The sequence below is a fragment of the Streptomyces sp. NPDC058663 genome (assembly GCF_042716745.1).
Taxonomy (GTDB): Bacteria; Actinomycetota; Actinomycetes; order Streptomycetales; family Streptomycetaceae; genus Streptomyces.
Map to the genome: position 1 here is coordinate 1 of NZ_JBHXRV010000051.1, position 13,362 is coordinate 13,362.

The following is a 13,362-nucleotide window of genomic DNA, read 5'->3' on the forward strand; positions in this document are numbered from 1 at the left end:
CACCCCAGGCCCTACATCTGGACCAAGACCGCGGACGAGATCCTCGAACGCCTCGCCTCATATCTGAACAGAATTCCTGACTCAGAAGACTAGGCTGACAGCCATGAGTTCCAGCCAGTCGGGCAGCGGTTGCGGCGAGTGTGCGGTACGGGGGTCCGGGGCGTCCTCGGACCGCAGCACCCCCAGGACGCGGCGCAGCTCGGTGAGCGCGTCCAGGGCGTTGTGGCGAATGCCGGTCAGGTTCTGCTTCAGCTGTGCCGGGTCGTCGAGGAGATGCGGGGCCACCTGTGCCTGGATGGAGATGACGGACATGTGGTGGGCCACCACGTCATGCAGCTCCCGGCCGATCCGTCCCCGTTCTTCCAGCAGGACGCGCTGGGTGCGCTCCTCGGTGGCCAGGTCGGACTGCGCCTCCAGGTCCGCCTGGGTTCGGCGCCTGCCGCGCACGGTGATTCCCAGGAGCACGATCAGGGAGAACAGCACGAGCGCCGTCACCGTGTTGGAGTGATGGGCGGCCGACTGGGCGGTGAGGAGTACGGTCGCACCTGGCAGAAGGACGGACGGGGCGAGCGCACCCCAGGCTGCTCGGGCGCGCACGCGTAGGGCGAGCTGCAGGAGGACCGCGGCGTGCACGCATAGCCCTGGGACGGTGAAGGGCCAGGGGGTGTTCCACAGCAGGTGGGGCGCGCTGGCCGCGGTGGCGGTCACGGTTGCGGCCAGGGACAGCCACCAGGCGGGCCCGGGACGGTTCAGCGCCAGGAGCAGGGCTCCGCCTTGCGCCAGGGCCAGCAGGAAGCCGTATGCCGGGCCGAGGGCGTTGCGGTGTCCCAGCTGATCGGTGTCGGTGATGATCACGACGACAGCGGCTGCGGCGAATAGGACGTGGGGGAGGTACTTCAACCGCCGGGGCTGATTCAGGGGTGACAGCGGATCGGCCCTGAGTGCCAGCAGGTCCTCGCGCAGCGGGGGCAGGATGCCTCGCACATCGTTCCTTCCTTTGTTCGCCCGTCGTCGCGGTCGTGTACGGCGCCCCGGCGGCGCGCCCTGGCACGTCCGGGATGGCTACGTGTGTGGCCTCACCGTTCGCCGGCTCGGTGTGTACGCCCACAGCGGGCACATGGCGGGTTAGGCGTATTTGGCGAGGTCGCTGGCCTGCAGGGCGGAGTTGTCGTTGATGCCGATGAGGTAGCCGTCCGGGTCCTGGAAGTAGAACTCGCGCTGGCCGTTGTGGTCGGTGACGGTGTCTTTGACGATCTCGGCGTGCTCGGCGATGCGGTCGTGGGTCGCGTCGAAGTCGTCGACGGCGAGGTAGAACATGCCCGTGAAGCCGACCTGGCGGTCGGCCAGGATGGGCAGCCAGTTCTGGAGGTCGGCGTTGCGGTAGAGCATGGCGCAGAACGAGCCCTCGAAGAGGAGCATGTGGATGTCGTCGCCGGGGCGGGCGGTGCTGGAGTCCACGTCGAAGCCGAGCTTCTTGTAGAACGCGATGCTGGTGGCGGTGTCCTTGACGCCGAGGCAGGGGGCGAACGGCATGATTTCCTCCGGGGGCTTTCGAGTCGTGCGGACGCGGCGGCCGCTGGGATAAAATGGGGGTATCCACTCGTATCCCCGACAATAGAGACCCTTTAGGACAGCTGGTGTCCTAAGTGGTCACCCGGCGTGGACCGGCCGCCTCTCTCCAGCTCATCACCGTCCCCAAGCCGGGGCCATCGCAGCAACGCGCCCTCAGTCGCGAGGGGGCCCGCCGACGACGCGCAGGGTGCGCTGGTACGTGGCGCGCAGGTAGTCGACGACTGCGGGGTCGGCGTCGAGGGTGTAGTCGGTGTCGAGGGTGGTGAGGGAGGTGAGTGTCTGGGCGATGCGGGGCAGGGTGTCGGCGGAGCAGTCCACGGTGCAGGAGCTGTCGTCGAGGGGCTGGATGCGGTCGGCGAGGGCCCAGGTGCGGGCGCGGATGGTATCGGCGGAGGCGTGCACGGTCGCGACGGCACGGTGGCGGACCGGGGCGGTGGCGATCTTCGCTGCCACGTAGGAAGCGGGGTCGGGTCCGGGCTCGGGCAGTGTGCGGGGCGGAACACGGCGGCCGGTGGGTGCGGGCCGGGTGAGGCGGTCGAGGCGGTAGATGCGCCAGTCGTCGCGGTCGGTGTCGTGTGCGACGAGGTACCACAGGCCCCCGGATGCAACGAGGCTGTGCGGCTCGACGCGGCGCGGGGCCGGGGTGCCTGCGCGGGTGGTGTAGTCGAAGGTGACGATCTCGTGGTCGCGGCAGGCGGCGGCCAGGGTTGTCAGCGTGGCGGCGTCCGCACGGGGGCCGCGGTTCTCCCAGGTGATCGTGCTGGTGGCCGCTTGCAGGGCGGTGACCTGGCCGCGGAGACGGGCGGGCAGAACCTGTTCGAGTTTGGCCAGCGCCCGCAGGGCGGTCTCCTCGATACCGCCGAGCCCGCCGGCGGCGGTGCGCAGGGCCACCGTGATGGCCACCGCTTCGTCGTCGTCCAGCAGCAGCGGGGGCATCGCGGCGCCGGAGGCAAGGCGGTAGCCGCCGGCGTGGCCGGTGGTCGCCTCGACGGGGTAGCCCAGTTCGCGCAGCCGGTCGATGTCGCGGCGGACGGTGCGGCCGGTGACGCCGAGCCGGTCGGCGAGCTCGTGACCGGCCCATTCGCGGCGGGTCTGCAGCAGGGACAGCAGGCGCAGCATCCGGGCGGGCATGTCGGTCGTCATGGCGACCAGTGTGCCGGACTTCAAGGACGCGAGGTGTCCTAAAGGGGGCCTAGCGTGGAGACATGTCCGAGAACAAACTTCCCAAATCGCCTACGAAAGCGGCCTCCGAGGCGGTGGATCCGCGGCGCTGGGCGGCGCTGGTCGTCGTCCTGATCGCGTCGTTCATGGATGCGGTCGACGTGACCGTCGTGCACATCGCGATCCCCGACATCCAGGCCGACACCGGCGCCTCGCTGTCCCAGATCCAGTGGATCACCGGCGGATACGCCCTCTCCTACGCCCTCGGACTGATCACCGGCGGGCGCCTGGGCGACCTGTTCGGCCGCAAGAAGGTCTTCCTGCTCGGGGTGGCCGGCTTTACGCTCACCTCCCTGGTCTGCGGCATCGCGGGCAACCCCGAGATCCTGTTGGCCGGGCGCATCGCCCAGGGCGCCATGGCCGCGCTGATGGTGCCGCAGGTCCTGTCGATCATCCACGTCACCTTCCCCACCTGTGAGCGCGGCAAGGTCTTCGGGATCTACGGCGCGGTGATGGCGCTGGGCACCCTGGCCGGCCCGCTCGTCGGAGCCCTGCTCGTGCAGTGGAACCTCTTCGAGCTCGCATGGCGGCCGATCTTTCTGGTCAACCTCCCCCTCGGCGTGGCGGGACTGGTCGCCGGGTGGCTGCTGATCCGTGAGTCGGAGGGCGAGCGGGCGCAGCGGCTGGACGGCATCGGTGTCGTGCTGACCACGGTGGGACTGCTGCTGCTGGTGCTGCCGCTCACCCAGGGCCGCGAACTCGGCTGGCCGGCCTGGACGTACGTATCCATGGCTGCCTCGCTGCCCGTACTGGCGCTGTTCGTGGCCTGGGAGCGGCGGCTGACGCGGCACGGCGGCTCGCCGCTGGTGGTGCTGTCGCTGTTCTCCCGCCGCAGCTTCGCAGGTGGCCAGAGCGTGCAGCTGCTGTTCGGGCTCGCCTCGGGCGTGTTCTTCCTGGCCTGGACGCTGTACCTGCAACTCGGCCTGGGCTTCTCACCGTTGAAGGCGGGACTGTCGGGCATGCCGCTGTCGGCGGCGATGATGGCCGGCGCGGGCCTGTCCATGCAGGTACTCGTACCGCGCTTCGGACGGCGTGCCCTCCAGGGCGGCGCGCTGCTCGCGGTGGCCGGGATGCTGCTCTTCGCCGCTTTCGCCATCCGCTACGGGTCCGACATCACGCTGTGGCAGACCATGGTGCCGCTGATCCCGATGGGCCTGGGCATGGGTCTGATCATCGCGCCGCTGACCGACCTGGTCCTGTCCGAGGTACCGCACGAGCACGCCGGGTCCGCCTCAGGCCTGACGACCACCACGATGCAGCTCGGGCAGGCCGTCGGCGTCGCCCTGTCCTCGGTGATCTTCTTCGGTCACCTCCGCCCCGGCGACCCGGCCACCCAGGCCCACGCCATGCCCGAGGCCTTCACCGGGTCCCTGTGGTACGTGGCTGCCGCCTTCGCCGCCGCGTTCGCGCTCCTCTTCACCCTGCCCCGCCGGGCCGGCACCGCCCCGGTGGAGCGTGCGGCGAAGAAGGCGGAACCCGAGCCGCAGCTCGTCCCCTGACAGGTCCCACCCCCTCACTCGCATGGACCACGCAAGGGCCCACCTGGGCCCTGACCTGGACACCATGCCCTCAGATCCCCGCGGGCGCCCTCGCCCCCCGACCCGCTGCCCCTGCCGGTATGGCCCCTCTCAGCGAAAGGTCTCTCCCATGAGCTTCATGTCCCCCGGTTCCGTCGTCTGGTTCGAGATCGGCACCGCAGACCCCGGAACGGTGCAGGACTTCTACGGCCGTGTGCTGGGCTGGTCCTTCGAGGTCGACCCGGACTCCTCCGTCGACGGCCGCACCTACACCCGCGTCATCGCTCCCGGCGCACCGTGGCCGATGGGTGCCATCCAGCAGGGGGACACCGGCGGTGAGGTCATCAACCTCTCGATGCTGTCCGTCGACGTCGAAGCCGACGTCGACAGGCTCGCCGCCCTCGGAGCCGAGGTCGTCTTCCCGGCGACTGCGGTCGGCGACGTGACGGTCTTCGCCCGCCTGAAGGACCCGCGCGGAAACACCTTCTCCCTTTTCTCCCGGGGCAGTTCCGAAGACCTGGCCGAGCGGGCGCAGGCCACCGAGGAGCACATGGAGGCATCCGCTTTCCGGCCGCAGCCCGGCTCCATGGCCTGGTTCGAGATCGGCACCACCGACCCGCAGACCACCGTCGACTTCTACAGCAAGGCGTTCGGCTGGCGCTTCGAGAAGGACGAAACAGCGGGTGGCAAGCCGTACTTCAGCATCTTCACCGGCGGCGAATGGCCCGCGGGCGGCCTCTGGGACCACAGTTCCAGCCAGGACGGCGACTACATGACGCCGTCGATCCTGGTCACCGATGTGCCCGCCACCGCCGCAGCGGCCACCGACGCGGGAGCCCGCGTCGAGCACGGCCCGGAGGTCAACCCGGACGGACTTGTCTTCGCCCGCCTGCTCGACCCGCACGGCAACCGCTTCGGCCTGTTCTCCCAGCCCACCCACACCTCCTGACCCCCTCCGGGGCGGGGCAACCCCGCGGCTGCCCCGCCCCGGCCCTCCGTCCGTACGAGATCGAAGGAGAACCTCATGAAGATCGCACTGCTCGGAACCGGCTTCGGCCAGGCCCACGCCGCCGTCTACGCCACCCGCGACGACGTGGACGAGGTGATCGTCTTCGGCCGCACACCGGCGAAACTGCAAAAAATCGCCGACGACTTCGGCTTCGCCACCACCACCGACCTGGACGCCCTGATCACCGATCCTTCGGTGGACCTGGTGGACATCTGCCTGCCCACCCCCCTGCACGCCGACACGGCCGTACGCGCCATGGAAGCGGGCAAGGACGTCCTGGTCGAACTGCCGCTGGCCACCTCCCTGGACGACGCCCAGCGCGTCATCGACACCCAGCGGGCCACCGGCCGCCAGGTGTTCGTCGACATGTTCTCCCGCTTCAGCCCCGCCAACGCCTTCCTGCGCGAGGCCGCCGCCGACCAGCGGTACGGCGCCCTGCTGTCGCTGGAGGTCGAAGGACGCACGGCCCTGCTGTGGCCGGGCTACGACCTGGGACTCGACTCACTGGCCATGGACATGATGCACGCCGACTTCGACCTGGTCACCAGCCTGCTCGGCGCCCCGCAGGCCGTCCAGGTCACCTCCGTCGAAAAGCCCGGCGGGAAGGGCTCCGCAGCCGAAGTGGTGCTCGACTACCCCGGGGCGATGGCGCGCTGCTCGTCCTCCTCGCTGATGCCCGCGCCGTACCAGATGGGTGGAGGCTTCCGGGCGACGTTCGCCGATGCCGTACTGGAACTCGGCATGCGGGCCGACGAGACCAACCAGGGCACTTCCCAGCTCACCGAGTACACCGAACAGGAGCAGCGACACATCGACCTGCCCGACGCCGGCCCCTACGCGCAGATGATCGACCACGTGCTGGCCTGCCTCGCCGGCCGCGAGAAGAACCGGATCGAACCCGCCGGGGCGATGGATGCCCTGCGCCTGACCCTCGATGTCCACCACCGGTTGGCCACCCCACAGGCGGCACCTCGGTCCTGATTGAAGACCCGACCTCACCAGCCGTACCCCCGTGCCGAAGGAGACACCGATGGAAGAGCGCACCGTCACGCTGCCGGGCGGTACCAGGATGCCCCTGCTGGGTTTCGGCACGTGGCAGTTGAGAGGTGACGACGCCTACCGCGCTGTACTGCACGCCCTGGAAGCGGGATACCGGCACCTGGACACCGCCCAGCTCTACGGCAACGAGGAACACGTCGGACGGGCCCTGGCCGACAGCGGCATCCCCCGCCAGGAAGTCTTCCTCACCACGAAGTTCGCCCAGCACCACCCGGGCAAGGAACACGCCACCCTGCGCCGGAGCCTGGAGCGGCTCGGGGTCGAGCAGGTGGACCTGTGGCTGATGCACTTCCCGCTGAAGGACCCCGGCGAACACCTCGCAGTGTGGGACGCGTTCCTGGCCGCCGCCGACGACGGCATGGCCACAGCCGTGGGCGTCAGCAACCACTCCCTGGCCCAGCTCGACGCCCTCACCGAGGCCACCGGGCAGATGCCCCAGGTCAATCAGGTCCGCTTCAACCCCGCCCTCTACGACCCGCGGCTGGTGACCGGCCACCGCGCACGCAACACCGTCCTCGAAGGCCACAGTCCCCTGGGCAAGCCCGGCCTGGACCACCCCGTCCTCACCGAGATCGCCGAGACGCACGACGCCACCGCCGCCCAGGTGGTCATCGCCTGGCACCTGGCCCACGAGGTCGCGGTGATCCCCAGATCCGCCCATCCCGAACGCATCACCAGCAACCTCCACGCCGCCCGGCTGCACCTGGCACCCGCGGACATCGCCCGCATCGACGCCCTCGGCAGACAGCCCTCCGGCACGGCCCGCACCCGCACGCGACAGAGAGCCTGATCATGACCAGCAAAAAGCCCGCGCACGGAGAGATCGTCATCACCGGTGCCCGCGTCCACAACCTGAAGGACGTCTCGGTGCACATCCCCAAGGGAGTGATCACCGTGTTCACCGGGGTGTCGGGGTCGGGGAAGTCGTCGGTGGTCTTCGACACCATCGCCGTCGAGTCGCAGCGCCAGCTGAACGAGACCTTCCCGTACTTCGTGCGCAACCGCCTGCCCCGCTACGAGAAGCCCGAGGCCGACGCCATCGAGGACCTGTCACCGGCAATCGTCGTGGACCAGAAGCCGCTGGGCGGCGGTTCGCGCTCGACGGTGGGGACCATGACGGACATCGCCTCGCTGATCCGCCTGCTGTTCTCCCGCGCGGGCGAGCCGTCGGCAGGAATGTCGACGGCGTACTCCTTCAACGACCCCACCGGCGCCTGCCCGACCTGCCAGGGCCTGGGCCACACCGTCCAGCTCGACCTGGACCGCTTCTTCGACACCGACAAGTCCCTGAACACCGGCGCACTGCTGTTCCCGCTGTTCAACGTCGGCGGCGTGCAGTGGACGCTGTTCACCCGCTCCGGGCTGTTCGACAACGACAAACCGCTGAAGAAGTACACCAAGAAGGAGTGGGACACCCTCCTGCACGGCAGCCCCAAGGGGGAGGTGAAGTTCGAGCTGGCGACGCGGATGGGCACGCAGAACGTCACCTACGAGGGTGTTGTTGACCGGTTCAACCGCCTCTATCTCCACCGTGACCTGTCCACCCTGTCCAAGCGCACCCGGGACGCGGTTCAGCAGTTCACCACGGAGGGCGAGTGCCCCGCCTGCCATGGTGCCCGCCTGAACGAGGCCGCACTGAAGACAAGGATCAACGGACTGTCGATCGCCGACCACATGACCATGGAGGTCAGCGATCTCATCAGAGAACTGGGCAAGGTCAAGCACCCGCTCGGCACCCCGCTCGCGAAGGCCGCGATCGACGCCCTGCAGCGGATCGATGCCATCGGCCTGGGCTACCTCCACCTGGGCCGCGAGACCGGCAGCCTCTCCGGCGGAGAGGGGCAGCGGCTGAAGATCGTACGCAACCTCGGCTCCAGCCTGACCGGAATGACGTACATCTTCGACGAGCCCTCCACCGGCCTGCACCCGCGTGACGTCCACCGGGTGAACGAACTCCTCGCCCAGCTGCGCGACCAGGGCAACACCCTGCTCATCGTCGAGCACGACCGCGACGTCATCACCGTAGCCGACCACGTCATCGACATGGGCCCCGGCGCCGGCACCCATGGCGGACAGGTCGTCTTTGAGGGAACCGTCGCCCAGCTCCGCACAGTGAAGACCCTCACCGGCCGGCACCTGGACGCGGCCGTACCCCTCAAGACCAGCGTCCGCACCCCCACCGGGCAGATGAAGATCAACAACGCAACGCTGCACAACCTGAGAGATGTCAGCGTGGAGATCCCCACCGGCGTGCTCGTCGCCGTCACCGGAGTCGCCGGCTCGGGAAAGTCCAGCCTGATCTCGAAGGTCTTCACCCGCCAGCACCCGCAAGCCGTCTACATCGACCAGGGCTCCATCGGCTCCAACTCCCGCTCCACACCGGCGAGCTGGGTGGGCATCATGGACGCGATCCGCAAGCGGTTCGCCGACGCCAGCGGCGTGCCGGCCGGGTTGTTCAGTTTCAACTCCACCGGCGCCTGCCCCGCCTGCGGCGGCAGGGGCACCCTCACCGCCGACATGGCCTTCGCCGACCCCGTTACCACCGTCTGCGAAACCTGCGCAGGCCGCCGCTACAGTGACGAGGCCCTCTCCCATCGCCTGCGCGGCAAGACCATCGTCGACGTCCTGGACCTGACCTGCGAGGAGGCGGTGGAGTTCTTCACCGCCCCAGGCGAGAAGAAGATCCGCGCGGCACTGGAAACGCTGGTGGAGGTCGGCTTGGGCTACCTCACGCTCGGCCAGTCTCTGTCCACCCTCTCCGGCGGCGAGCGCCAGCGCCTCAAACTCGCCGGCCACCTGGGCACGACCAGCAGCGTCTACGTGATGGACGAACCCACCACCGGCCTGCACATGGCCGACATCGCCGCCCTGCAACGCCTGCTGGATCGCCTCGTCGACGACGGCAACACCGTGATCGTCATCGAACACAACCTCGATGTCGTCAAGCAGGCCGACTGGATCATCGATATGGGCCCCGACGGCGGTCGCCACGGCGGCCAGGTCCTGTTCACCGGCACCCCCGCCCAACTCGCCAAGGACCGTGTCTCCCACACCGCCAAGGCCCTGCGTCACGACCTCGACCAGCACCAGGTCTGAACAGTGCTCAGTTCAGGACGCGGTCCCAAGCGGCCCCAGCCACATCGGACGTCGCTGACCATTCAGCAACGCATCCCCCTGGCGGGCCCGGACCCGGGCGCCCGCTCGCACCGCACCTCCTACCGATCGGCGGGCCCGTCGAGTCAGCGAGTCAGCGAGTGGCAGAGATCAGCCAGTCTTGGCCGCCTCTTCGGCTCGGGTGCTGGCGAGCCAGGAGAGTCCAACGAGCCCTTACGGGTCGTGGAAATTCCTCCACGGGCCGCAGGAACACGCAGCTCGCGAGCCGCATCCGGCTCGCTGCCGGAGTAGCAAACCGGGGAAACGCGGGTCAGGGCGAGACCGTGTTGCCTCGGAAGCGCCCCGGGTGTGCGGCGTGCAGATAGGTCAGGGCGGTGCGCGGTTGGATACCGAAAAGCCGCACCAGGTTTAAGGGGTCCGTGTTGTGGCGTGCCTCGTCGAGGATGCGGTCACGGCGCAGTCTGCCGGCCTGGTGTCCCACGCGGCGCGGGGGACTGTCGATGGTGGCGCTGGACACCGGCGGCTGGGCCGGGACGAAGGCGGTGTGCGCGGTGATGAGCAGATGCGGATTGGCGGTGGCAGGCCAGCGGCGGTGCCGCTCGGCCAGCCACAGCGTGAGCAGGCGGCCAGTGAGCTCGTCGAGGTAGACGGTGTGTGCAAGAGCGCCCTGTCGACGGACCGCAAGGGTGCCTGCGGCCCGGTCGAGGTCCTCCAGAAGCAGGCCGCGCTGGTCGTGCACGCCCAGCGCATGGACGGCAACCAGTACGAAGGTGAGCTGAGTTCGCACGGTGGGCATCTGACGCAGAGCGCCGCGGAGTTGGTCCTCGTGCAGTGGTTTGGGCAGGGTACGCACGGCGGGCACGTGCAGGTGGCGGGCCGGGTCCTGGAAGAGGAGCCTTTCGCGTTTGAGCGCACGAAAGAGCGAGCGCAGCGCGACGGCGCGGGTCTGGGCCGGGGCGCCACAAAGTTCCGCGACGGCGCAGGTGAGGTGGTCGTAGGTGACGGCGCGCAGGTCCTCGATACCCCCGTTGCCGCGAGCCGCCTACAACACGGCGGCCGATCCGGACCGGGTCGACCGGCTCGCGGGGCGCAACGCGCCGTACGGGCCCAGATGTAGGCTCGCCGGGTCCTGGCCCGACGAGTCCGTCCATGGCAGGCAGATCGCGTGGGAGGAACTCCTCTGCGCCCACTGCCCTCATGGGTCACACGTTCGCGCCCGAATCCGACACGGAAGGGGGATCTGCCGATGGCACCGTCCACCATGACCCGAACCCACGCCCTGCGTATGGCCGGCACCGCTCTCACATGCGCCGTGGCCGCTGGATCGCTGGCCGGCTGCAGCTCCGGCAACGCGACGAGCACAGCATCGTCCACGCCTTCCGTGTCAGCGTCCAAGCCGCCTCCCAGCGATCCCGGCCAGGCCGCGAAGGACAATGTCTTGGCCGCCTACACCAACACGCGCGAGATACAGATCAAGATGGCCGCAGACGGAAAGGTGCACACCGAGGACCTGGCGAAGTTCGCCAAGGGGGACGCAGCAGCCGACCTGAAGAGATCCGCCCTGCTCAATACGTCGGAATACATCAAGTACACCGGCCGGCCGGAGATGAGCCCGACGGTTACATCCGTCGACACCAAGAACAAGACCGCCACGCTCTCCGACTGCTTCAACACAACCAACTGGAAGCCCGTCGACAAGGACTCCGGAAAGCCCGTTCAGCTGGCTGATCAGCGTCTGAAATACCCGGTCAGGTCCCAGGCCACGTTGGAGGGCGACACATGGCTCATCACTGAGATCACCGCAGACCAGACGAAGGGCTGCTGACCCGAGCTGTCCGCGCGCTGAGCACCACCGCTGGCATTGGGGAGCCAGCAGCCGTTGCTGCGCCCAGACAATGCGTCCCCACCCGAACCGGCTCCCGGTGCACCCCCGCCCTAGGTACCCGGGGGGTGTCCGGGCCCGGGTCTGAGGCGTGGCGGAGACCGGTCCTGCACGGGGGGATGTGCCAGGAATCGGGCACGGCGACGGGTGTCGGCGTACAGGTGGAAGTGCTCAGCCCCGTACACGCGAACCTGCACGGTCACCGTGACGAAGCGCCAGCGGATGACGGCTGCGAGTCCTGGTTCCAAAGTCACCTCCCAGGTAGGTCCATCGGCCGAGGCCCGCCCAGTCCATAGAGGTGATCATGGAAGCTGTTCGGTCGAGCTGAGGAGAGACCATGCGGGTGGAGCAGGTGGACTGGGTCGAGATTCCGGCCGGGCTGCTGCGTCGGGGTACGCCGATCGACGAGGTTGCAGAGGTGGCGCTCCGTTTTGCCGACACCGGGGTGCCGGTGGAGTGGTACAGGAAGGAGGCCCCGCGCGCGGAGATCCACATCCCGGCTTTTCGGATCGGCCGCACCCAGGTCACGGTCGGTCAGTGGACGCTCTTCGCGGCGGCCACTGACCGACCGATTCCGCAGGCGCCGGCGAACCACCCGGTCGTCGGTGTCACCTGGGACGCAGCGACGGCCTACTGCCGGTGGCTCGGGGAACAGCTCGAGGACCAGGGAGTGAGGCTGCCCACGGAGGACGAGTGGGAGCGCGCCGCTCGGGGCGATGACGGCCGCGAGTTCCCCTGGGGCGCGCAGTACCGGACCGGCCTGGCCAATCTGGTGGACCTCGGTATCGGCACCACGATGCCGGTCGGCTCGTTCCCGGCGGGCGCCAGCCCCTTCGGTGTGCTGGACATGGCGGGAAACGCCGACGAGTGGACCTCCACTCTCTATGCCCCCTACCCGGGCGCTCCCCACGAAGTGCCGAGCGCCGAGGACTGGGCATTCGATCCGCACGTCACCCGGGGCGGCGCGTTCCGCCACGACCGAGACCTGGCCCGTTGTGCCCGTCGACACGGCGCCTACGAAAGAGACTTGGCGGCGATCGGCGTGGGGCTCCGGCTGGCAGCACCAGCCGAGTAGAGACGGGATGCAGACCCCGATACCCCATGACATGTGGCATGCCCCCAAACCTGTGCACTTTCGGCTGTACCGACCTGCGCACGTTTCGATGTACGCCGACAACGGGGGTGCATCGGGGGACCGGGCGCCGCCGACGCCCGCCGAGCCGCGGGGGCTGCGGTGTGGACGTCAGTGGTAGGCGTGGACGACGGCGTGGCCCTTGCCGCGGCCGATCATCCATTTGTTGACCGGTGTCGTGATGACGAAGGCCACGGCGAAGCCGCCCAGGAGAGCCGTCCAGAACAGTGCGTCCGAGAGGTGGGCGTCCATCGCGCCGGGGGTCAGGGCGATGATGCCGTTGTCGACGAGCTCCATCACCGCGATGGAGACGGTGTCGGCGGCCAGCGCCACTTTGATCGCGCTCTTCCAGTCCAGTCCTGCCCTGCGGACGGCGAACAGGGTGAAGGAGTAGCCGAAGACGAATGCGAGGGTGATTGCCAGGATCATCGTCTGGATGTTGCCCCAGAGCAGGGCGGTGCCGATGACCATGCCGAGGATCTCACCGATCGCGCATCCGGTCAGGCAGTGCAGCGTCGCCTTCGCGGCGGCCCCCCACGTCACCCCGCCCCTCTGGAGTCCGCCGTGACCCGCGTGCGCCTGGTGCGCGGTGTGGTCGTGCGCGCTGCTGGTGTGGTGTGCGCTGTGGTCCATGACCGTCATCCCCAATCCCGTCCAGTGTGACGCCGCTCCCGCGGACCCACACCGCAACCATATACCCCCCTGGGGTATGTACTCAAGGGTTCTTCTGATGGCCGCACCCAGCAGCTGACGCGCCACACCTCCGGTCGGCTCCCCCTGGGGTGCCTCCATCGCGGTACGGGCGGCGCGCGGGTCTACGCCTGGAGGACGCGCGGGGGTCTGTTCTTGTGCGGGT

General features: G+C 68.9%; 12 protein-coding genes. 7 read left to right on the forward strand and 5 right to left on the reverse strand.

Translation table 11 applies throughout. The features are described 5' to 3' along the window. Window positions 1-81: 81 nt before the first annotated feature. From ACFWVV_RS30345 to ACFWVV_RS30355, 3 genes are all read right to left on the reverse strand, one after another. The gene (locus tag ACFWVV_RS30345) at window positions 82-984 is read right to left on the reverse strand and encodes a sensor histidine kinase (protein ID WP_384355735.1); all 903 of its coding nucleotides are present in this window, start codon (window positions 982-984) and stop codon (window positions 82-84) included. A 141-nt stretch (window positions 985-1,125) separates the two neighbouring features. After that, the gene (locus ACFWVV_RS30350; protein ID WP_384355737.1) at window positions 1,126-1,533 is read right to left on the reverse strand and encodes a VOC family protein; all 408 of its coding nucleotides are present in this window, start codon (window positions 1,531-1,533) and stop codon (window positions 1,126-1,128) included. Between the two features lie 192 nt (window positions 1,534-1,725). Further along, window positions 1,726-2,715, reverse strand: coding sequence for a helix-turn-helix transcriptional regulator (locus tag ACFWVV_RS30355; RefSeq protein WP_384355739.1), 990 nt, complete (start codon window positions 2,713-2,715; stop codon window positions 1,726-1,728). Window positions 2,716-2,777: 62 nt separating this feature from the next. Here ACFWVV_RS30355 and ACFWVV_RS30360 point away from each other — a divergent pair, with 62 nt between their 5' ends. From ACFWVV_RS30360 to ACFWVV_RS30380, 5 genes are all read left to right on the forward strand, one after another. Next, the gene (locus tag ACFWVV_RS30360) at window positions 2,778-4,292 is read left to right on the forward strand and encodes an MFS transporter (RefSeq protein ID WP_384355741.1); all 1,515 of its coding nucleotides are present in this window, start codon (window positions 2,778-2,780) and stop codon (window positions 4,290-4,292) included. A gap of 148 nt (window positions 4,293-4,440) precedes the next feature. Continuing rightward, complete coding sequence (locus ACFWVV_RS30365) at window positions 4,441-5,259, forward strand: VOC family protein (RefSeq protein WP_384355743.1); 819 nt, start codon at window positions 4,441-4,443, stop codon at window positions 5,257-5,259. Window positions 5,260-5,334: 75 nt separating this feature from the next. Next, window positions 5,335-6,300, forward strand: a complete 966-nt coding sequence (locus ACFWVV_RS30370; RefSeq protein WP_384355745.1) for a Gfo/Idh/MocA family protein — start codon at window positions 5,335-5,337, stop codon at window positions 6,298-6,300. Between the two features lie 49 nt (window positions 6,301-6,349). Next, a complete protein-coding gene (locus ACFWVV_RS30375; RefSeq protein WP_384355747.1) occupies window positions 6,350-7,168 on the forward strand; it encodes an aldo/keto reductase in 819 nt (272 codons plus the stop codon). 2 nt (window positions 7,169-7,170) lie between these two features. After that, on the forward strand, window positions 7,171-9,474 hold the full coding sequence (locus ACFWVV_RS30380; protein WP_384355749.1) for an ATP-binding cassette domain-containing protein: 2,304 nt from the start codon (window positions 7,171-7,173) through the stop codon (window positions 9,472-9,474). Window positions 9,475-9,802: 328 nt separating this feature from the next. Here ACFWVV_RS30380 and ACFWVV_RS30385 read toward each other — a convergent pair whose 3' ends face one another. After that, complete coding sequence (locus ACFWVV_RS30385; RefSeq protein WP_384355751.1) at window positions 9,803-10,288, reverse strand: hypothetical protein; 486 nt, start codon at window positions 10,286-10,288, stop codon at window positions 9,803-9,805. 450 nt (window positions 10,289-10,738) lie between these two features. On the opposite strand from ACFWVV_RS30385, the gene ACFWVV_RS30390 reads away from it, so the two are divergent. Together ACFWVV_RS30390 and ACFWVV_RS30395 are read left to right on the forward strand one after the other, a co-directional pair. Beyond that, complete coding sequence (locus ACFWVV_RS30390) at window positions 10,739-11,317, forward strand: hypothetical protein (RefSeq protein WP_384355753.1); 579 nt, start codon at window positions 10,739-10,741, stop codon at window positions 11,315-11,317. Between the two features lie 394 nt (window positions 11,318-11,711). Next, window positions 11,712-12,449, forward strand: coding sequence for a formylglycine-generating enzyme family protein (locus ACFWVV_RS30395; RefSeq protein WP_384355755.1), 738 nt, complete (start codon window positions 11,712-11,714; stop codon window positions 12,447-12,449). A gap of 168 nt (window positions 12,450-12,617) precedes the next feature. Here ACFWVV_RS30395 and ACFWVV_RS30400 read toward each other — a convergent pair whose 3' ends face one another. After that, the gene (locus tag ACFWVV_RS30400; protein ID WP_384355756.1) at window positions 12,618-13,139 is read right to left on the reverse strand and encodes a DUF4396 domain-containing protein; all 522 of its coding nucleotides are present in this window, start codon (window positions 13,137-13,139) and stop codon (window positions 12,618-12,620) included. Between the last annotated feature and the right edge of the window lie 223 nt (window positions 13,140-13,362).